Here is a 19,466-nt window from a genome sequence, read left to right as displayed (position 1 = left end):
GTCAGATCACGCCGTGCAGGGGCGGTTCCTCGCCGCGCAACACCCAGCGACCGATGTGCTGGTACTTCCACCGGACGGGATCGTGCAACGTGTGTGTCCGGGCGTCACGCCAGTAGCGATCGAGACCGCTTCCGGCTGCGGCGCTGCGGGTCCCACTCACCTCGAACAGCGCCGACGCCACCGGGGTGGCAACACGATCGGCCACCGCCTTGGCCGTCGCGACAGCGATCGAGGCCTCCGCGACAACGGTCGAAGAGACGGCGACGTCGGTACGGCCCGACCGGCCAGACGCTGCGCCGACGGCCGTGTCGACCCGGCGCCCGGCTGCGGCGAGAGTCGCCTCCGCGGTCGCCACGTCGACCTCCAGCTCGCCGAAACGCTGCACCACGAGCGGATCGTCGACGGCGCGGTCCACACCGGCCTCGAACCACGGACGGGACTTGGTGCGCACGAACTCCGACGCCTCCCGCAGCGCGCCGCGGGCGATACCGACGTCGATCGCCGCGTGCAGGAGTTGGGCGAACGCGCCATACCCGGTGGGTGCGGACGTGGCCGGTGCCCGCGCCACCAGGTCCTCGACACCGACGCCCACTCCGGTGAACCGCACGGTGCCCGATCCGGTCGTGCGCTGCCCGACCGCATCCCAGTCGTCGACGATCTCCACGCCGTCGGCGTCGGCCGGGACGAATGCCACGTACTCGCCGGGAGCGAGGTCGCCGGCGGCGACGTCCAGCCTGGCGAGCACGGCGAGCGTGTCCGCGAACAGCGAACCCGTGCAATAGAACTTCTCACCGTCGAGGACGAATCGCCCATCCTCGCCGTCGATCGGACTCAGCCTCGTCGAGATGTCGGCGACGGTCTTGCCGCCCCGCTCGGACTGGGCATTGGCCACCCGGCCACCGGCGAGCACGTCGGTGAAGATCCGCTCCTGCAACGCATGTCCGGCCGACAGCCGGACGAGGTTGAGATACACGAAGTGGCTGTGCGGGATCTGCGCGATGCTCGCGTCCGCGGCCGCAAGGATCGCCACCACCTCGGCGAGCACGCTGGGCCGCACGTCGAGACCGCCGAATCGCGCGGGGACGGTGAGCGCCAGCAGACCCGACTCCGAGAGTCGGTCGATCTCGGCACGGGGCAACCGCCGTTCGCGGTCCCGTTCGGCGGCCCCCACCGCGAATTCGGCGGCCAGTTCCCGCGCGACGGACAACGCCTCGGCGTCGGTCCCGATTCGCGTGGCGGACCGGGACCGTGCCTGGCTCACTGCGGTCACGCCACTCCCGCAGGGGCCTGGGCAGTGTCGCTCTGGGCACCCTCGATCTCACGGACCAGGGGAAGGACTTTCTCGCCGAAGTACTCGATCTCCTCCTGGAAGTGCAGGAAGCCGCCCAGGATGAGGTCGACGCCCAGACGTTTGTAGGCGACGATACGCTCGGCCACCTGTTCCGGGGTACCGATCAGCTGGGTGCGGAAGCCGTCGTTGTACTGCACGAGGTCCTCGAACGACGAGTCTGCCCACATGCCCTTCTTGTCGCCGGTGGAGTTGCCCGCCTGCTGGACGGCGTCCCGGAAACCCTCGACCGCCGGACGATTCGCCTTCTCGACGATCTCGCGCAGGGTGTCGCGGGCCTCTTTCTCGGTGTCACGCGCGATGATGAAGCCGTTGAGCCCGAACTTCACCTCGCGCTCGTGCGCGCGTGCGACGGCGCGGAGGTCGTCGAGTTGTTCGGTGACGCCGTCGAAGTCCTTGCCGTTGGAGAAGTACCAGTCCGCGTAGCGTCCGCCGTTGTTACGGGCGGCAGAGGAGTTGCCACCCTGGAACAGCTCCGGGTTCGGACGCTCAGGTGTGTTGAGCGGCTTGGGCTTCAGCGTGAAGTCGTGGATCCGGTAGAAGTCTCCGCGGTAGTCGACCTCGTCTTCGGTCCAGATCTTGCGGATGACCTCGAGGAACTCACCGCTGCGCCGGTACCGTTCGTCGTGCTCGAGCCACGGCTCGCCGAGATGGGTGAACTCGTCCTTGAACCAACCGCTGACGACGTTGATCGCGAAGCGGCCCTTGGACAGATGGTCGGCGGTCGCGCCGAGCTTGGCCAGGACGGCCGGATGCCAGAGACCCGGATGCACCGCGGCGATCACCTTCAGCCGCTGCGTGGCGAGCAGGAGCGCAAGGCTGAAACTCGTGGACTCGTGCTGGTATTCGGCTCCGTAGCTCGCCTCGTACCGCACCTGCGACAGCGCGTACTCGAAACCGTTGTTCTCGGCGGTCTGTGCGAGTTTGACGTTGTAGTCGTAGTCCCAGCCGGTGCGCTGCTCGATGGTGCTGGTGACCAGACCGCCGCTGACGTTGGGCACCCAGTAGGCGAACTTGATCTGGTCCGCGATGGACTCGGTGGACATAACTACCTCCGCGAGGTGTCGGTGACGTGACTAGGGACGAAAAGGGTTGTCGTTCAGGACGATGCGGCCTGCAGGCGCGGCAGGAACGCGGTGCGCACGGCCTCGGACGGGCCGGCCGAGGCCGGGTCGATCAGCCCGAGCCGGGCGAGAGCGGGCCGGACACCTTCGCCGAAGTGGTAGGCCTCCTCGAGATGCGGGTAGCCCGACAGGATGAAGTGATCGAGCCCGAGCGCGGCGTACTCGCCGATGAGTGCGGCCACCTCGTCGTACGAACCGACCAGAGCGGTACCGGCGCCGCCTCGGACCAGTCCGACCCCGGCCCACACGCCGGGGTGGATCTCCAGCGAGCGCGGATCGTCGTGGTCGGCGAAACCGGCTCCCCGGCCGTGCAGTTCGGACATGCGTCGCTGCCCCTCGGACTCCGAACGCGCCAGATTCTGTTGGGCGGTGGCGACCTGTGCGGGGTCGAGCGCGCCGAGCAGACGAGCCGCCTCGGCCCAGGCCTGTTCGGACGTCTCGCGTGCGATCACGTGGAATCGGATGCCGTGCGAGAGTTCCCGCCCCTGCGCGGCGGCGAGGCCGTTGACCCAGGCGATCTTCTCGGCGACCGCCTCCGGACGCTCACCCCAGGTGAGGTAGGTGTCGGCGTGCTTGGCAGCGACATCACCGGCGGCCGGCGACGATCCCCCGAAGAAGATCTCGGGAGTCGGGTCGGGGCGTCGTCCGAGCTGCGCGCCTTCGACGCGCAGATACTTGCCCACGACGTCGACGGGTTCTTCCTCGGTCCAGAGCCGGCGGATGATCTCGAGGTATTCGTCGCAGCGCTCGTACCGCGCGTTCTTCGCCAGGAAGTCACCGAAGGCGCGCTGCTCACTCGACTCGCCGCCGGTCACCACGTTGACCAGCAGGCGGCCCTGCGAATGCCATTGGAACGTGGCGGCCATCTGCGCCGCCAGCGTCGGCGAGATGAGTCCGGGACGGAACGCCACCAGGAACTTGAGGCTCTCGGTCGCGTCGATCAACGCCGCCGTGGTCAGCCAGGCGTCCTCACACCAGAGACCGGCCGGAGTCAGGACGGCCTCGAAGCCGTTGGCCTCGGCGGCGCCGGCGAGCTGCTTGAGGTACCTCAGATCGGCCGGGCGGTCCCCTGTCATCTGGCTGCCGTGTCCGCCGGCGATCAGGTTGCGCGAGTCGCCGTAGGTGGGCAGGAACCAGTGGAAATGCAGAGACACCGCGAGGGCACCTTTCGGTCGGGGCAGCATGACGCGAGCACGACACCGCCACCAGGACTGCCGGTGCGGTGTCTCGGCCCAGTGTCGGGCACCATCACGACGACGGACCACAGTTGAAATCGCCCTGAGGGCAACTCGACAACCGCCGGTCCCGAGAGCTACGAGGCTGGTGCGCCGCTGGTCAGACCCCGCAGCTCACTCCGACGACGGGCGCCACTGGCCCATACCGAGGAACACCATCACCAGCTGCCGCTCGGTCCGCTCGACGATCTCCTGTTCGGCGCCACGACCGCGGTACTCACCGTCGAGCAGATCGGCCACCGCGGTGAGCATGATGGTCACGATCAGTTCGGCCGCGAGTTCGAGGTCGTCGGGCTGCCACCGCGCCAGGTCGGGCAGGCGGGCGAGATCGATCGCGAGTTCTTTGGAGAACAACCGGAGTTCGGTGTCGATGGCACGACGGATCTCGGCGATACCGCCGTGCTGTTCACGCACCAGGAACCGGAACTGCGATTCGTTCTCGCGAACGTGTCGCAGCAAGATGGCCAGCGAGTTCTGCGCGGTCGGGAGGGCCTCGCGCGCCGCCAGGTCGCGTCGCCCGTCGCGCAGCGCCCTCCGCAGGACGCGCATCGAGTCCTCGACGACGGTGACCCCGAGATCCTCCATCGACGCGAAGTGGCGATAGAAGGCGGTCGGCACGATTCCGGCACCGCGGGCGACCTCGCGGAGGCTGATGCTGCCGAAGCTGCGCTCACCGACAAGTGACCGCGTGGTGTCCAGCAGCGCCTGGCGCGTCTGGTTCTTGCGGTCCGCACGCGTCTGCGCGTCGCGCCGTCCCGACTCTCGCGTGCGTGTCACGCACCCGAGTCTATGCGTCGCGTCGATCGCCGACCCGAACCGGCCGAGAGGTGTCGTGATGGCAGTCACATGACCGAACACTTGACGACCACCCGTGACCCCGTGACACACTAATCGGTGTACACATGTACACCGAAATCATCGAACGGAGCCCAGCCCATGAGCATCCGCACACCCCAGGAGCTGACCCGCTCCGACTCCGGCGCCGCACCTGGCCGATGGAGCCGCCTGGTCGGTTCGATCGTCGAGGCAGCGCTGTCGCCGCATCCGGTCGACCGCTACCTCGAACTGCTCGACCCGATGATCACCTGGCGCGATCTGCGGGGCGAGATCACCCGTGTCGAGCGTCCGACGTCGCGCACCGTACGTCTCACCATCCGCCCGACACGGCAGTGGCAAGGCCACGAAGCCGGCCAGTTCGTGCAGCTCAAGGTCGTCATCGACGGCGTCCGACATACCCGCTGTTTCTCGCCGGCCAATGCGGCCGCGGGTCCGGACGGCGAGATCGAACTGACGATCACCGCCCACGACGACGGTTTCGTGTCCACACACCTGCGCGAGCACGCCCGCGCCGGGGACGTCGTCGGCCTGTCAGCCGCGAGCGGCGACTTCCTGCTCCCGGAAACCGATCCGACATCGGCGGTCTTCGTCAGCGGTGGCAGTGGGATTACACCTGTACTCTCGATGGCCAGAACACTCGTCTCCCGACAGTACGCCGGACCGATCACGTTCGTGCACTACGCGCGCACCCCGTCCGACGTCGCCTACCGGGACGCACTGCAGGAGCTGGCAGCAGCCCATCCCCGGTTCGACCTCCGCCTGCACCACACCCGTGACGAGGCCGACGGACACTTCACCGCGGAGCACCTCGACGGGATCCCCGGACTGTCCGACGCGGACGTGTTCGTCTGCGGCCCGGCCGCCCTGATGGACGAGGTCGCACGAGCTCACGCCGACCTCGCCATCACGCAACCGCTGCACAGTGAGGCGTTCGCCCCGGTCGTCCCGGACGTCGACCCGGACTCCGTCGAGGGCGAGATCACGTTCTCCTCGTCGGGGGCGGCGGCGACCAACGACGGCCGTCCCATCCTCGACCAGGCCGAGGCCGCCGGACTCACGCCCGACTCCGGGTGCCGGATGGGCATCTGCTTCTCCTGCACCGCGACGAAGAAGTCGGGTTGCACCCGCAACGTACTGACCGGCGAGATCGACGACGAGTCCGACACCCAGATCCAGTTGTGCATCAACGCCCCGGTCGGTTCCGTCGACATCGACATCTGACGTCCGCGAGCCGGCATCGACATCCACTTTTCCCAGCCACATCTCCTCTCCGACAGGAGGCACTGCAATGACCATCGACATCAGCCGTGACATCGAGACCACGATCCCCGACGATCTGCCCGCGCTGCGGGAGGCCACCGTCCACGACGCCGCGCAGGACCCCAACACCGTCATCCTGTCCTACGAGCAGGTCGAGTCGCTGGGACGCGACCTCGACGAACTCCGTGCCCGCGTCGTAGCCGACCTCGGCCAGAAGGACCGCGATTACCTCTACTCGGTGATCCGTGCCCAGCGCGGCTTCGAGATCGGCGGTCGCGCGCTCATGTATCTCGGGTTCTTCCCGCCGGCGTGGATCGCCGCCGTGGGCGCCCTCTCGGTGTCGAAGATCCTCGACAACATGGAGATCGGCCACAACGTCATGCACGGCCAGTACGACTGGATGCGCGAGGACACCTACAACTCCCGCGAATTCGAGTGGGACACCGTGTGTCCGGCCGACCAGTGGAAGCACAGCCACAACTACCTGCACCACACGTTCACGAACATCCTCGGCGAGGACCGCGACATCGGCTACGGCATCCTCCGGATGGCTCGCGACCAGAAGTGGAATCCCTACTACCTGGGCAACCTCGGCTATGCGACGGCCCTCATGCTGCTGTTCGAGTGGGGCGTCATGCTCCATGACCTCGAGGCCGAGAACGTCATCCAGGGTAAGCGCAAGTGGAGCGACATCAAGGGACTCGTGAAGGGGATGTGGCGCAAGGCCGGTCGCCAGGTCCTGAAGGACTACGTCGTGTTCCCGGCGCTCACCGGGCCGCTGTTCGTCCCCACGCTGATCGGCAACGCCACCGCCAACCTGGTGCGCAACGTCTGGACGTACTCGATCATCTTCTGCGGCCACTTCCCCACCGGCGCTCAGACTTTCACGTCCGAGGAATGCCAGAACGAGACCCGCGGCCAGTGGTACCTGCGGCAGATGCTCGGGTCGGCGAACATCACCGGAAGTCCGTTGTTCCACATCATGAGCGGCAATCTGTCTCATCAGATCGAACACCACCTCTACCCGGACATCCCGGCGAGCCGCTACCCGGAGATGTCGGCCGAGGTACGCGAGATCTGTGAACGCTACGGCCTGCCGTACAACACCGGGTCGTTCAGTCATCAGCTCGCGTCCACGTGGAAGAAGATCGCCAAGCTCTCGCTGCCCAACTGGATGACACGCGACGACGACGATCTGACCGTGATCGTCGAGCGCGAGAAGCCCGGTGCCGTCGCCTGACGAACAGTTCTGAGACGGTTTGATCGGTGTGCCCCGGGGTAGTCTCGGGGCACACCGATCCAGTCGTAAGTCCACAACCGACTCAAAAGGGGATGCCCGAGACGATGGTCGACAGCATCGAACGCAACAAGGATCTGTTCCAGGAATTGATCGAATCAACGGCCACTCACGTCGGCCGGATCGCGACGATCATCACCGGTGCCGTCGCGGGCGTGACCCGGGAGATCGGTGAGATCGTGACCGACGGGTTCGAGATGCGTGAGGCCGCCCGCAAGGCCAAGGCCGACGCGGGGTCGGCGGAGACCTTCGGCATCATCGATGCCGAGTTCGCGGACGCATCCACCGAGGTCGACGAAACAGATCCGTTTGCCGAATCCGAACAGGCGAGAGAGGTGACCGGAGTGGACATGGACGAACTCCCCGACCGCATCGACGTCGGCGAACAGGCCGGGATCGACCAGGAGGGCGAGGTCTCCCGCGAGGCCGAACTCGCCTCCGACGGCGGCGAGACCGACAAGGACGAGCCGGACGTCGACGATCCCCGCACCGTCGCGGCCTCGGAACCGCGGATGGACCCGACCGCAGGGTCCTGACGTCAGGGCCCTGACCGGGCCGCATCGGATCACGCTGGGCACAATCGTTGCCCACGACGACGACCGCACGTAGGTTGGTGGCGGTTGTCCCTGCTCTCTCGGAGGTTGTCTGCCCGATGTCGGTGCGCTCTGTTCTCACGTTCCCGAACCCGGTCAACGACTACGCTGCACGCGCCACCGCGGGACTCGTCGTCGCCCTCGCGATCGTCGCGGTCTCGGTGGACACCCCCGTGCTCTACGGGATCCTGGCCCTCGGCTTCGTCCTACGCGTGGCATCGGGCCCCACGCTGTCCCCGTTCGGGCAGCTCTCGGTGCGTTTCCTCGTGCCAAAGATCATCCGGAAAGAGAAGCTGGTACCCGGCCCGCCCAAGCGGTTCGCCCAGACCATCGGACTCGTCGTGAGCGGGACCGCGTTCGTACTCAGCCTGCTCGGCTTCGGGCTGGCCGCGCAGATCACCACAGGCGTGCTGATCGCCGCCGCGACCCTGGAGTCCGTCTTCGGCTTCTGCCTGGGGTGCACGATCTTCGGATTCCTGCAGCGCCGGGGCGTCATCCCGGAGTCGGTGTGCGAGGCGTGCAACAACATCTCGCTGCGCACCCCGGCTGCGGCCTAGGGCGCCTCAGCTCCGCCGCACATTCTCCACGAATGGACATACCCACCACCTCGCTGGTGGTGGGTATGTCCCTTCGTGGTGGATGTGACCCAGTCAGCCGTCGGACTTCACCGATCGGTCCGGGACCGTCATCGCCATCATCATGATCTCTGTCTCGCTGTAGTCGCGCCCGGGGTGTTCGGCCGCGAGGTGGGCCTGGACAGCCGGCACGAAGTCGGCCTCGAGGGCCGTGATGGACTCGCCGCAGGGGCACCGCAGGTTATATGCCATGTGTCGCATGGTAACCGGATCACCGGACCCTCAGTCGAGGATTCCCAACGCGATCCCGTCGAGAATGTCGTGTTCGCTCACGACCAGCCCGGTGATACCGGCCCGCTCGGACAGGACTCTCGCGAGTTCGAGGGTGACCACGGCTCCCCCGCCGATCACGTCGACGCGGCCGGGGTGCATCGGCCCCAGGGCCGCGCGGTCGGCACGTGTCATGCCGATCACGTTTCGACAGACCCGGTCGAGTTCGGGTAGCGAGATCGTCGACAGGTGGATCTTCTCGGAGTCGTATTCGGGCAGACCGGCACCGAGCGCGGCGAGGGTCGTCATCGTCCCGGCGACGCCGACCCAGGTGCGGGCCGACTCCACCGGCACCGCGGCGAACGCCTCGGCAAGGCGTGCGCGTGCGAACTCGGTCGCGGCGGCCAGTTCGGCCGGGGTCGGCGGGTCCGAGGGCAACGCCCGCTCGGTCAGACGGACACATCCGATGTCGGCCGAATACGCGGCGGTCACGCCGTCGGAATCTCCGAGGACCACCTCCGTCGATCCGCCGCCGAGGTCGGTGACCACGAAAGGCCCGTCCGCCGAATCCAATTCACCGACGGCGCCGCGGAACGACAGCCGCGCCTCCTCGTCGCCGGTGATGACCTCGGCGATCGCACCCTCGGACACGCAGCCGAGCAGATCGGCGGTCATGGCGAAGAACTCGTCGCGGTTGGACGCGTCGCGGGTGGCCGACGTCGCGACCATCCGAACCTTCTCGACGCCGAGCGACTCCATCGTGTCGACGTAGTCGCTCAGCGCGATCCGCGTCCGCTCGATGGATTCCGCGGCGAACCGTCCCGTCGCATCCACCCCGTAACCCAGTCGGACGACCCGCATCTCACGATGGAGGTCGATCAGACGCCCGTCGGGACCCGGCTTCGCCACGAGCAGCCGGATCGAGTTGGTGCCGCAGTCCACGGCTCCGACGACGGTCATCCGTCGTCCCCCGTGGGCTCGGTCAGCTCGGCCGGCTCGGGCCAATCCTGCGGAATCGCGCTGCCGCGCAATCCGTTCGCGGCCGCGAGCGCCACCGCCTCGTCACCGAGCGGATTGAGTCCGGGCCCCTTCGCCAGCGAGTGCGCGATCAAGACGTGGAGGCACTTCACCCGGTCCGGCATGCCCCCGCCGGTGAAATCGGTGCCGAGCGGCTCGATCGCGTCGCGTTCGGCGAGATAGTCCTCGTGCGCGCGCCGGTAGGCGGCGGCGAGTTGCGCGTCGTCGTGCAGGCGCGCGGTCATCCCCTTCATCACGCCGGCCGACTCCTGACGACTGGCCTCGGCGGTCAGACGCGGATCGGTCAGGTAGTAGAGGGTCGGGAACGGCGTGCCGTCGGGCAGCCGGGGCGCGGTCTTGACCACGGCGGGCTTGCCGTCGGGCGTGCGGTAGCTGATCTCGAGGACCCCGCGCGGTTCGCGCCCGAGCTGGGCGGCGACCGTGGCGAGATCCTCCGCGGAGACGTTGCTGTCGGCGGTGTTCACTCGACGGGACTCACTGCACGCCGGGTGGGGTCGACAAGGTGTCCCAGAGGTTTCCGTACCAGGGCGCGCGGGCACGCTCCTCGGCGCGTTCGGCGGCCTCACGCCGCGCCTCGTCGGCGGGGAACAACATCACGAGCGGGATCTCTCCTGGTTTGACGAATTGCAGACGCGTCCGCGCCTGGGCCTCGATGTAGGCGGGATCGTTCTGCTCGTTGACCTTCTGCTGATAGTCCGCGACCTCGCGCTGTAGCTGCTCGTTCGACGCGGTCAGCTGACGGAATTCCGACCGCTGACTGAAATACGTCCGCAGCGGCATCGCGAGGGTCAGCGCCACGACGCACACGACGACGACGGTGATGACGAGCGTCGCGAGACTCGCGGGAGTCATCTCGATTCCGCGTAACCGGGCACCGAGTCCGCCGCGGGCGGGACGGCGGCGCCGGTTCCGCGACGCGCGGTCGCGTCCGACCCGACCGGCATCGACATCGGTATCCGGTGCGTCGGCGGCAGCCGGGCCGGTCGCGTCGGTCGGCGGCTGCTGCCCACCCACCTCGACCATGTCCTCGGGCGTCGCCGGCTGGGCCGGACGAGCGTGCCGCCGCGTGCGACGGGCGCGCTCGCGTGAGCGCGCGTCTACCCGACGATCGCGCCCACGCTGACGCCCGTCACCGCGGTGACGTCGCTGCGAAGCCATGCAGACAGCTAATCACGAACCAAACGAGAATCGCGGGAAGGCGAGGTCGCCCGCGTACCGTGCCGCGTCGCCGAGTCCTTCCTCGATGCGCAGCAGCTGGTTGTACTTCGCGACGCGCTCCGAGCGGGCCGGGGCACCGGTCTTGATCTGCCCGCAGCTGCAGGCGACCGCGAGGTCGGCGATGGTGGTGTCCTCGGTCTCTCCCGACCGGTGGCTCATCATCGTCTTGTAGCCGTTGTTGTGCGCCAGCGCGACGGCGTCGAGGGTCTCGGTCAGGGTGCCGATCTGGTTCACCTTCACCAGCAGCGCGTTCGCGATGCCCTTGGAGATCCCCTCCTCGAGGCGCTCGGGGTTGGTCACGAACAGGTCGTCGCCGACGAGCTGCACCCGGTCGCCGATCGACTCGGTCAGCTTGGCCCAGCCGTCCCAGTCGTCCTCGGCGAGTCCGTCCTCGATCGAGACGATCGGGAAATCGGTGATGAGCTTCTCGTAGAACGACACCATCTCGTCGGCGCCGAGCTCCTTGCCCTCGAGCTTGTACACACCGTTGGAGAAGAACTCGGTCGACGCGGCGTCGAGCGCGATGACGACGTCACGGCCGAAGTTGTAGCCGGCCTTGCCGACCGCCTCGCCGATGATCGCGATCGCGGCTTCGGTGTTGGGCAGGTCCGGCGCGAAACCGCCCTCATCGCCCAGCGCGGTGTTGAGGCCCTGCTTGTGCAGGACGGACTTCAGCGCGTGATAGACCTCGGCGCCGCAGCGCAGTGCTTCCTTGAAGGTCGGCGCACCGACCGGGGCGATCATGAATTCCTGGAAGTCGATGCCGTTGTCGGCGTGCTCGCCGCCGTTGATGATGTTCATCATCGGCACCGGCAGGATGTGGGCGTTGGGTCCGCCGATGTAGCGGAACAGCGGCAGCCCGGCCGATTCGGCGGCGCCCTTGGCGACCGCGAGGGAGACACCGAGCAGCGCGTTGGCGCCGATCCGGCTCTTGTCGGGGGTGCCGTCGCAGTCGAGCAGCGCCTGATCGACGAGGCGCTGTTCCTCGGCCTCGATACCGATCACGGCCGGGGCCAGGTCCCCGAGGACACCTTCGACGGCCTTGGTGACGCCCTTGCCCAGGTACCGTTCGCCACCGTCGCGCAGCTCCACGGCTTCGTGCTCGCCGGTGGACGCACCGGACGGCACTGCGGCACGGGTGAAGGTGCCGTCGTCCAGGACGACCTCGACCTCGACCGTCGGGTTGCCCCGCGAATCGAGAATCTCACGCGCACCTACCTGCTCGATGATTGCCACGGTTGCACCCCAATCTCGGTGGACTACTTCGTCGGCGATATCCCAGGAGGCGAGTCCTCCGACGGGGCCGCCTGCGCCGACGACGGCCGGTTCTGGTGCCGGCCGATACGCAAGAGCCTAGTGGCTGCGCCGAAGCCGCACGTGACAAGGTCGGCGCAACCGGCGCAGCTGTTCACCCGCGACGGTCAGAAGCGGACGTTGATCGAGTAGGCGTTGGCGTGGTCACGCACGTCGAGGACGTAGGCCATCGAGTTGTTGTAGGTCCGGACGGCCTTCTCCCACCCCTCCGGATTCGTCATGTCGTTGCCGGAGGAGACACAGAGGTAGCGAGCCGCAGAGAGGGCGGCGTCGTCGATGTTGTCGGGGTCGGGCACGCCGTCGCCGCTGGCGTCGACTCCGTAGCGCTTCCACGTCTCGGGGATGAACTGGAACGGCCCCATCGCGCGGTCGTGGGTGGCGTCGCCGTCGAGGGCGCCGCCGTCGGTGTCGCGGATCTCCATGTTCCCGCGGGTGCCGTCGAGTTTGGCGCCGCGGATGGGCGGGCTGACGTCTCCGTTGTCGGCCACCTCCGATCCGCGGTACTGGCCGTGCTTGCTCTCGACGCCGGCGATCCCGGCCAGTGTCGTCCAGGCGATGCCGCACTCGGGATGTTGCTGGCGCTGGATCTCGGCGGCGTTGCCGTAGGCCTGCAGGGAGACGATCGGGATGCCGGTGGACTCCGAGATCGGCACCGCCCAGTCGTGCATCTTGTTCGCGGTACGTCCGGGCGCGTTGATGTCGATGTAGGGCTGCGGCACTCCCGCTCCCGGCGGGATGCCCTCCGGGATGTCCGGCCTGCTCAGCGACGGCAGGTCGATGCAGCCGGCGAGCAGGACCGACGACGCGATCGCCACGGTCGAGGCCACGAGGCCGTTCTTCCACGACTTCGGCCGCCTCGCTCGTCGACGCACCGCATCCCGGCCCTCCACACGCATGCCTGCCCTACTCCTGTCCCGGTCGGGGGTTATTTCGCGGGCGGAACCGCCCGAGGGGACCACGATCGCACAACCGATCGGCTCCCGGCGAAAACCACCACACAGTCTGCTGACTCAACTGACCGCGGTGGAGTTCGGTTCCCGGGCGCCGGGAGCGAAGCGAGCGGGTCCGATGTGTGCGGCGCCGGGAGCGAAGCGAGCGGGCCTGTTGGTGCGGGGCGCCGGACCCCGCCGTCAGCCGACCGGTGGGCCCACGGTCCGGAACCCGATGTTGCTCGCGGTCGATTCCGGCGTGTTGTGCGATCGCGCGGCCACCCGGTAGCGATGGCAGTACGAGTCGTGGCAGAGGTGGCTGCCGCCGCGGAGGACGCGGGCGCTCCCCCGACCCGGCCCCATCGGATCGGTGCGGTCGGACACGCGGTAGTACCGGGCGCTGAACGTGTCGGCGCACCATTCCCACACGTTGCCCGCGCATTGGTACAGACCGTGACCGTTGGGCTCGAACATCCGCACGGGCGTGGTGCCGACCCGGTCGGTCGGCTCGTTCGGGAAGTCGCCTCGGAAGATGTTGCACCGCGGATCGTCGGCGGTCGGCGGCTCGTCGCCCCACGGGAACCGCGCCCCGTGCAGTCCTCCCCGGGCCGCGTACTCCCACTGGGCCTCGGTCGGCAGGGCGCGTCCGGCCCACGCGCAGTAGGCCTGCGCGTCGCGGTGACTGACGTGGACGACGGGATGGTCCGCCAGGCCGTCGACGCTGCCCGGACCCGCGGGGCGACGCCACGACGCACCGTCGACGGCCAGCCACCACGGGGTGCCCGGTACGGGTTCGCCGGGCGCGGTCGCGTAGGCGTGGAAGACCGCGGAGCCGCCGAAGATCTCGGCGTCGGTCCGGTGACCGGTTGCCGCGACGAAGGATGCGAACGCGGCGTTGGTCACCGTGGTCGCATCGATCGAGAACGCGCTGAGCTCGACCTCGTGCACCGGCGTCTCACCGTCGGTGCGATACCCCTCGTCGAACGCATCGCCCATCGCGAAGACCCCGGCCGGGATGTCCACCGTCTCGACGAGGTGCGGCCCGGATCCGCCGCCGGCCGGCTCGCCCGCCGGCGGAGGCGACCCACCCGCGTCGTGGTGGGCGGGTCGGTGGGGATGACAACAACTCACCCCGCCATGATGCCGCGATCCATCAGGGCACCGAGGATGAGCGACGCCAGCCGGTCGATGTCCGCGCCGGTGGTGTCGAATCGCAGGTCGGGGTTCTCGGGACTCTCGTAGGGCGCGTCGATGCCGGTGAGCCCGCGCAGTTCGCCGCGGCGGGCGCGTTCGTAGAGTCCCTTGGGGTCGCGGCGCTCGCATTCGGTGACGGGCGTCGACACGTGGACCTCGATGAAGTCGAGGTCGGCGGCGCGATGGAGTTCGCGGGCGATCTCCCGGTCGGAGCGCAGTGGCGAGACCATCGACGCGATCGCGATGACCCCTGCGTCGGCGAAGAGCCGGGCGACGTGTCCGACACGGCGGATGTTCTCCGCACGGTCGCCGGCCGAGAAGCCGAGGTCGTCGGAGATCCCGTGCCGAATGTTGTCGCCGTCGAGGAGATAGGCGACGCGGCCGCGGCTGACGATGGCTCGTTCGAGGGCGACGGCTACCGTGGACTTGCCCGACGCCGGCAGACCGGTGAGCCACACCGTCGCGCCGCGCTGTTCGGTGTGCGCCCAGCGCTCGGCTCGTGCCAGTGAACTCGGGTGCCACTTGATGTCGTTGCGGGTTGCCTTGCCGGGGATGACTTCTCGCGGCTCGAGGATCGTCCCCGCGCCCACCGTGTCGTTGGACGCCTCGTCGATGAGGATGAACGCCCCGGTGTCCCGGTTGCTCGCGTAGGGATCCGCCGGCACCACCGACGACGTCCGCAGCGTGACGGTGCCGATGTCGTTGAGCGCGAGTTCGCCGGGCGCGACGTGCTCGATCAGGGTGTCCGGGTCGAGACGCCGCTCCAGGGACTGGACGGTGGCACGCACCGTGGCGGGGCCGTGTTTGAGCGCGACGCGGTCCCCGGCACGCAGCGGAGAGTTCGACAGCCAGCACACGTGCGCGTCGATCTCGCGGGAGAGGACCGGCAGGTGCGCGCCCTGCGCACCGCTGACGATGATGTCGCCGCGTCCGATGTCGATGTCGTCGGTGATCTGGATTCCCACCGAGAGCGGGGCCACCGCAACGTCTCTCGACGGGTCGAGGGTGTCGAGCGCGGAAACGGTCGATCGACTGCCCGAGGGCAGCACGACGATCTCGTCACCGACGCGCAGGGTTCCGGAGGCGAGTCGGCCGGTGTACGTGCGCCGGTCCGACCCGGCCCGATTCGACTCCCCAGGACGCGACACCCACTGGATCGGCAGGCGCAGTTCCTCGGTCACCGGCGCGGGCGCGTGCAGTTCGACGTCCTCGAGGTACTCCAGCAGGGTCGTGCCGGAGTACCACGGTGTGTTCGACGAGCGGTGCACGACGTTGTCCCCGTGCTTGGCGGCCACCGGGATCGCCGGGATCTCCCCGATCCCGAGTTGCACGGCGAGTTCGGCGAGATCGGCGCGGATCTCGTCGAAACGGTGCTCGGAGTAGTCGACGAGGTCGATCTTGTTGACTGCCGCGATCACGTGCGGCACGCCGACGAGTGTGGCGATCCGCGCGTGCCGCCGGGTCTGCCGCAGCAGACCGTGCCGGGCGTCGACGAGCAGGATGGCGACGTGCGCATTGGACGCCCCGGTGAACATGTTGCGGGTGTACCGCTCGTGCCCGGGAGTGTCGGCAAGGACGTAGCTACGTGTGGGCGTGGAGAAGAAGCGGTAGGCCACGTCGATCGTGATGCCCTGCTCGCGTTCGGCGCGCAGGCCGTCGGAGAGGGCCGCGAGGTCGACGTCACCGTCACCGTCGGTGACCGCGGCGAGGTGATCGGTCGGCAGGCTGCCCGTGTCGTGCAGGATCCGGCCGATCAGCGTGGACTTCCCGTCGTCGACGCTGCCCGCGGTGGCGATGCGCAGGAATTGCCGTGCGGCCGTGCTGGTCTTGTCGTCACCGGGGACAACCGGCTGCGGAGAGGTGAGAGTCATCAGAAATACCCTTCGCGCTTGCGGTCTTCCATGGCGGCACTGGACGTGCGGTCGTCGGCGCGGGTCTCGCCGCGCTCGGAGACGGTGGATTCGCTGATCTCCGCGATGATCTCGGCGATCGTGGTCGCCCTGGACCGGACGGCGCCGGTGATCGTCAGGTCGCCGACGGTGCGGTAGCGCACCCACTCGGTCCGCACCTCGTCGTCCTCGCGGGGCCGGGAATGCTCTGAGACCGAGAGCAGGATGCCGTCCCGGTCGAACACCTCCCGTTCGGCGGCGAAATATATCGACGGGAGCTCGAGGTCCTCGAGCTCGATGTAGCGCCAGATGTCGGTCTCGGTCCAGTTCGAGAGCGGGAAGACGCGCACCGACTCCCCGCGACGGATCCGCCCGTTGTACAGCGACCACGGCTCGGGCCGCTGTGCGCGGGGATCCCACTGGCCGAACTCGTCGCGAAAACTGAAGATGCGCTCTTTGGCGCGGGCACGCTCCTCGTCGCGGCGGGCACCGCCGAACGCGGCGTCGAACCCGCCCGCCTCGAGTGCGTCGAGCAGGGTGCGCGTCTGCAGCCGGTTCCGCGACCCCGACGGGTCGGTCGACTCGGCGATGCGTCCGGAATCGATGGACTCCTGGACCGAGGCGACGATGAGTTCGATGCCCTCGGGGTTCTCGGCGGTCGGCGCGACCCGACGGTCACGGAACTCGATCACCTCGTCGAAATTGTGTCCGGTGTCGACGTGCATGATCGGGAACGGCAGCGGTGCGGGCCGAAAAGCCTTCTCGGCCAGCCGGAGCAGAACGATGGAGTCCTTGCCGCCGGAGAACAGCAGCACCGGACGTTCCAGTTCGGCGACCACCTCGCGGATGATGTGCACCGCTTCGGCTTCCAGCACACGGATGGCGGTCACATGGTCGAAGCCACCGGGGTTGCCGGGCCCGTCCCGGCCGGTTGTCTGATCGAGCGAACTCTCGTCTACAGCGGTCACAGTGGATATCCGTTTCGTTCGGCGTCGTCTCGATAACGTCGGGCCCACTCCTTGGACCGCGAATTGGACTGAGGTTTCAGTGGCGGCGGGGGCGCCAATTCCGGATCCTGCCCGATCTTCTCCAGCACCCGCGCCGTCGCCTTCGCGGGATCGTGGACCAGGTCCCGGAACTCGATGTCGAGCGGTTCGATCCCCTCGGTGGCAAACCAGTTGCGCCACTGCCGTTCCTGGTCGATCAGGATGCCGGCGAGGTGCGCGATGCCACCTGCGTGATACACCGCGTCGTCGTGCTCGTCGGCGTCGGAGCCGTCATGACGCCACACGCGGGTCTGCACCGCGCGCCACATCGACACCGCCTGCGGCACAACGTCATCGCGATAGACGTGCACGTAGAGCGGGTCGGCTCCGTCGAACAGCCAGCGGACGGCATCGCGGAGCGCACCCGAGGCGATTCGGCTGCGCGAGACGAGCAGCGGCGTCTGGTTCCACATGAGCTTGCCACCCCACACACCGTTCGGGGTGCGTCCCGCGGCCCGGACGTCAGACCGCCAGGTCGACGAATCACGGGTGTCGACCACGCCCGGATCGAGTGGATCGAGCAGGTCGAGGATCGTGGGATCGGTGACCCCGGCGAACCACTCACGCGGCTGCGGCGCCTGGGAGGAGGCGGGAAAGTACTGGAAGAACTCCTCCGGACGACCCGCGACGCCGGTGGCGGCGAGCGACTCCACCAGCAGCGTGCTGCCGCTGCGCTGGCTCGCGCACACCAGATAGTTTGCCGGTCCCGATGAGGACGTCACTGACATGAAAGATGAGTCTAGCGAGCCGAAAAACCTCCGCAAGCTGGCCTTTTACGCGCACGACGGTCGAAACCATTGACACTGCGACCGCGCTGTGCAGCACGCAGGCCCGCGGTGTCCGAGATGACGGTTTCGCGCCCCGCGCCCCTCAGCGCTCGCCCGACGTGATGTCGCCGGCCAGCTCTCGCCGAGCGCCCAGCGGACGCCGCGACGGCAACGCCTCTTCCTCCGCCGCGACCTGCGCCGCCTTGGTGTGGAATGCGTCCATGAAGGCCTGCGCGATGGCCGTTCCGGCCTCGTCGTCGGGCAGTTCGTCGCCGGTGCGGACCCGCCAGTCGGCCAGCGCTCGCGCGAGCTCGGAACGGACCTGGGCGTAGGACGGGTCGTCGGCGACATTGTTGCGTTCATGGGGATCGGAACGCAGGTCGTAGAGTTCGACCCGAGACCGATCCCGTTGTATTTCTTGCTGATCCAGCGATCGCGCGGACAGGCTGTCGGCTATGTCGAGCGGCAGCAGCAACGCCGGCCGGGCCGCGTAGTTCTCGATGTAGCTGAACTCCTTGGTGCGCACGGCCCGCATCGGGTCGAAGGCATCGTGGTAGGTCTTCTCGGTGAACACCTCGGTCCGGACGGCCGAGTCTGCCGCGCCCGCGAGGGCCGCGGCGTGCGAGTCACCGTCCACGGCATCCGGGATGTCCAGACCCACCAACTCCAGCAGAGTGGGCGTGAGGTCCACCCCGGAGAACAGGTCGTCGTAGACCGCCGGGGCGATGCCGCGCCGCGTGGGCGGCCGCATGATCAGCGCGACCCCGGTGCCCTCGGCGTACAGCGTCGACTTCGCGCGCGGGAAGGCCAGGCCGTGGTCGGTGACGAACACGATCCAGGTGGAGTCGTCGAGGCCGAGTTCGGCCACGGTGTCGAGCAGCCGGCCGACGGCGGCGTCGGCCTTGGTGATGGATCCGTGCAGGCCTGCCAGATCGTCGCGTACGTCGTCGGTGTCCGGCAGGAAGCCGGGTACGGCGATCGTGCTGGTGTCGGCGGGTTTGTACTCGTCGGCCGGGTAGGGCCGATGCGTCTCGAAGAAGCCCGCGGTGAGGAAGAACGGGCGTCCGTCGTGGGCGTGACGCCGCAACCAGTCCTGGGACTGGTCCACCACGTAGTCGCACCGCGAGTCCGAGACGTCCACCGAGTCGAAGCCGAGCCGGCCGGGATCGGCGCTCTCGTGCTGCATGCCGAAGAGCGCCGAACGGTATCCCGCGCCGGCGAGGAGCGCCGGGAGGGTCTGCACGTCCGGGAAGTACTCGAACCCGTGGTGGGCGAGACCGACGAGCCCGTTGCCGTGTGGATAGCGTCCGGTGAACAGCGAGCCGCGGGCGGGCGAGCACAGGGGTGCCGTCGCGTGCGCGTCGGCGAATCGGATACCGGACGCCGCCAGGTCGTCGAGAACAGGGCTCTCGACGCCGTCCGCGCCATAACACCGCAGATGGCGACCGAGATCGTGCCAGTGCACCAGGATCACGTTGTCGCGGCGCGCGGCATCGGGGGAAGTGACCATGCACCCATGATGACGCAGACGA

Annotated in this window: 19 protein-coding genes; 4 read left to right on the top strand and 15 right to left on the bottom strand. The window is 68.3% G+C overall.

Annotated features, from left to right (window positions below):
* Position 1: 1 nt before the first annotated feature.
* The 4 genes from AC3B5T_RS14405 to AC3B5T_RS14390 form a co-directional block, all read right to left on the bottom strand.
* Positions 2 to 1,270, bottom strand: coding sequence for an SfnB family sulfur acquisition oxidoreductase (locus AC3B5T_RS14405; RefSeq protein WP_488357627.1), 1,269 nt, complete (start codon positions 1,268 to 1,270; stop codon positions 2 to 4).
* A complete protein-coding gene (gene sfnG / locus AC3B5T_RS14400) occupies positions 1,267 to 2,394 on the bottom strand; it encodes a dimethylsulfone monooxygenase SfnG (RefSeq protein ID WP_010841749.1) in 1,128 nt (375 codons plus the stop codon). Before sfnG ends, AC3B5T_RS14405 begins: the two co-directional genes overlap by 4 nt.
* 53 nt (positions 2,395 to 2,447) lie before the next feature.
* A complete protein-coding gene (locus tag AC3B5T_RS14395; protein WP_488357625.1) occupies positions 2,448 to 3,626 on the bottom strand; it encodes an LLM class flavin-dependent oxidoreductase in 1,179 nt (392 codons plus the stop codon).
* A 195-nt stretch (positions 3,627 to 3,821) separates the two neighbouring features.
* Positions 3,822 to 4,484 (bottom strand): TetR family transcriptional regulator, encoded by a 663-nt coding sequence (locus AC3B5T_RS14390; protein ID WP_014926048.1) that lies wholly within the window; start codon positions 4,482 to 4,484, stop codon positions 3,822 to 3,824.
* Positions 4,485 to 4,643: 159 nt separating this feature from the next.
* Here AC3B5T_RS14390 and AC3B5T_RS14385 point away from each other — a divergent pair, with 159 nt between their 5' ends.
* The 4 genes from AC3B5T_RS14385 (at position 4,644) to AC3B5T_RS14370 (ending at position 8,251) form a co-directional block, all read left to right on the top strand.
* The gene (locus AC3B5T_RS14385) at positions 4,644 to 5,765 is read left to right on the top strand and encodes a ferredoxin reductase (protein ID WP_488357624.1); all 1,122 of its coding nucleotides are present in this window, start codon (positions 4,644 to 4,646) and stop codon (positions 5,763 to 5,765) included.
* 67 nt (positions 5,766 to 5,832) lie between these two features.
* Positions 5,833 to 7,044 carry a fatty acid desaturase family protein gene (locus AC3B5T_RS14380; RefSeq protein ID WP_488357623.1) on the top strand — a complete coding sequence of 404 codons (1,212 nt, stop codon included), beginning with the start codon at positions 5,833 to 5,835 and terminating at the stop codon, positions 7,042 to 7,044.
* A 104-nt stretch (positions 7,045 to 7,148) separates the two neighbouring features.
* Positions 7,149 to 7,637, top strand: coding sequence for a hypothetical protein (locus tag AC3B5T_RS14375; RefSeq protein ID WP_035717111.1), 489 nt, complete (start codon positions 7,149 to 7,151; stop codon positions 7,635 to 7,637).
* Positions 7,638 to 7,753: 116 nt separating this feature from the next.
* Positions 7,754 to 8,251 carry a DUF4395 domain-containing protein gene (locus AC3B5T_RS14370; RefSeq protein WP_488357622.1) on the top strand — a complete coding sequence of 166 codons (498 nt, stop codon included), beginning with the start codon at positions 7,754 to 7,756 and terminating at the stop codon, positions 8,249 to 8,251.
* Positions 8,252 to 8,344: 93 nt separating this feature from the next.
* Here AC3B5T_RS14370 and AC3B5T_RS14365 read toward each other — a convergent pair whose 3' ends face one another.
* The 11 genes from AC3B5T_RS14365 to AC3B5T_RS14315 all read right to left on the bottom strand — a co-directional run bounded on the left by AC3B5T_RS14365 (position 8,345) and on the right by AC3B5T_RS14315 (position 19,444).
* Positions 8,345 to 8,521, bottom strand: coding sequence for a hypothetical protein (locus AC3B5T_RS14365; RefSeq protein WP_010841742.1), 177 nt, complete (start codon positions 8,519 to 8,521; stop codon positions 8,345 to 8,347).
* A gap of 30 nt (positions 8,522 to 8,551) precedes the next feature.
* Positions 8,552 to 9,499 carry a Ppx/GppA phosphatase family protein gene (locus AC3B5T_RS14360; RefSeq protein WP_014926042.1) on the bottom strand — a complete coding sequence of 316 codons (948 nt, stop codon included), beginning with the start codon at positions 9,497 to 9,499 and terminating at the stop codon, positions 8,552 to 8,554.
* Positions 9,496 to 10,041 (bottom strand): DUF501 domain-containing protein, encoded by a 546-nt coding sequence (locus AC3B5T_RS14355; protein ID WP_488357621.1) that lies wholly within the window; start codon positions 10,039 to 10,041, stop codon positions 9,496 to 9,498. Before AC3B5T_RS14355 ends, AC3B5T_RS14360 begins: the two co-directional genes overlap by 4 nt.
* Positions 10,042 to 10,051: 10 nt before the next feature.
* A complete protein-coding gene (locus tag AC3B5T_RS14350; protein ID WP_488357620.1) occupies positions 10,052 to 10,735 on the bottom strand; it encodes a septum formation initiator family protein in 684 nt (227 codons plus the stop codon).
* 12 nt (positions 10,736 to 10,747) lie between these two features.
* The gene (eno, locus tag AC3B5T_RS14345; protein WP_010841738.1) at positions 10,748 to 12,031 is read right to left on the bottom strand and encodes a phosphopyruvate hydratase; all 1,284 of its coding nucleotides are present in this window, start codon (positions 12,029 to 12,031) and stop codon (positions 10,748 to 10,750) included.
* Between the two features lie 185 nt (positions 12,032 to 12,216).
* Positions 12,217 to 13,005 carry a lytic transglycosylase domain-containing protein gene (locus AC3B5T_RS14340; protein WP_014926039.1) on the bottom strand — a complete coding sequence of 263 codons (789 nt, stop codon included), beginning with the start codon at positions 13,003 to 13,005 and terminating at the stop codon, positions 12,217 to 12,219.
* A gap of 234 nt (positions 13,006 to 13,239) precedes the next feature.
* Positions 13,240 to 14,169 (bottom strand): formylglycine-generating enzyme family protein, encoded by a 930-nt coding sequence (locus AC3B5T_RS14335; RefSeq protein WP_488357619.1) that lies wholly within the window; start codon positions 14,167 to 14,169, stop codon positions 13,240 to 13,242.
* On the bottom strand, positions 14,166 to 16,103 hold the full coding sequence (gene cysC / locus AC3B5T_RS14330; protein WP_488357616.1) for an adenylyl-sulfate kinase: 1,938 nt from the start codon (positions 16,101 to 16,103) through the stop codon (positions 14,166 to 14,168). The genes AC3B5T_RS14335 and cysC overlap by 4 nt, the downstream gene beginning before the upstream one ends.
* Positions 16,103 to 17,089, bottom strand: a complete 987-nt coding sequence (gene cysD, locus AC3B5T_RS14325; protein ID WP_488357614.1) for a sulfate adenylyltransferase subunit CysD — start codon at positions 17,087 to 17,089, stop codon at positions 16,103 to 16,105. The genes cysC and cysD overlap by 1 nt, the downstream gene beginning before the upstream one ends.
* Positions 17,086 to 17,895, bottom strand: a complete 810-nt coding sequence (gene stf0, locus AC3B5T_RS14320; RefSeq protein WP_488357613.1) for a trehalose 2-sulfotransferase — start codon at positions 17,893 to 17,895, stop codon at positions 17,086 to 17,088. Before stf0 ends, cysD begins: the two co-directional genes overlap by 4 nt.
* A gap of 142 nt (positions 17,896 to 18,037) precedes the next feature.
* On the bottom strand, positions 18,038 to 19,444 hold the full coding sequence (locus AC3B5T_RS14315; protein ID WP_055474956.1) for a sulfatase family protein: 1,407 nt from the start codon (positions 19,442 to 19,444) through the stop codon (positions 18,038 to 18,040).
* Between the last annotated feature and the right edge of the window lie 22 nt (positions 19,445 to 19,466).

The organism is Gordonia sp. G4, from assembly GCF_057770005.1.
Note: the sequence above shows the minus strand (reverse complement) of the source record. Positions and strands in the feature narration are given on the sequence as shown.

Bases quoted from the DNA above. Each gene is read 5' to 3' on its own strand.
- sfnG (WP_010841749.1), bottom strand. From the start codon at position 2,394: ATGTCCACCGAGTCCATCGCGGACCAGATCAAGTTCGCCTACTGGGTG.
- AC3B5T_RS14385 (WP_488357624.1), top strand. From the start codon at position 4,644: ATGAGCATCCGCACACCCCAGGAGCTGACCCGCTCCGACTCCGGCGCC.
- AC3B5T_RS14380 (WP_488357623.1), top strand. From the start codon at position 5,833: ATGACCATCGACATCAGCCGTGACATCGAGACCACGATCCCCGACGAT.
- AC3B5T_RS14375 (WP_035717111.1), top strand. From the start codon at position 7,149: ATGGTCGACAGCATCGAACGCAACAAGGATCTGTTCCAGGAATTGATC.
- AC3B5T_RS14370 (WP_488357622.1), top strand. From the start codon at position 7,754: ATGTCGGTGCGCTCTGTTCTCACGTTCCCGAACCCGGTCAACGACTAC.
- AC3B5T_RS14365 (WP_010841742.1), bottom strand. From the start codon at position 8,521: ATGGCATATAACCTGCGGTGCCCCTGCGGCGAGTCCATCACGGCCCTC.
- AC3B5T_RS14360 (WP_014926042.1), bottom strand. From the start codon at position 9,499: ATGACCGTCGTCGGAGCCGTGGACTGCGGCACCAACTCGATCCGGCTG.
- AC3B5T_RS14350 (WP_488357620.1), bottom strand. From the start codon at position 10,735: ATGGCTTCGCAGCGACGTCACCGCGGTGACGGGCGTCAGCGTGGGCGC.
- AC3B5T_RS14340 (WP_014926039.1), bottom strand. From the start codon at position 13,005: ATGCGTGTGGAGGGCCGGGATGCGGTGCGTCGACGAGCGAGGCGGCCG.
- cysC (WP_488357616.1), bottom strand. From the start codon at position 16,103: ATGACTCTCACCTCTCCGCAGCCGGTTGTCCCCGGTGACGACAAGACC.
- stf0 (WP_488357613.1), bottom strand. From the start codon at position 17,895: ATGTCAGTGACGTCCTCATCGGGACCGGCAAACTATCTGGTGTGCGCG.
- AC3B5T_RS14315 (WP_055474956.1), bottom strand. From the start codon at position 19,444: ATGGTCACTTCCCCCGATGCCGCGCGCCGCGACAACGTGATCCTGGTG.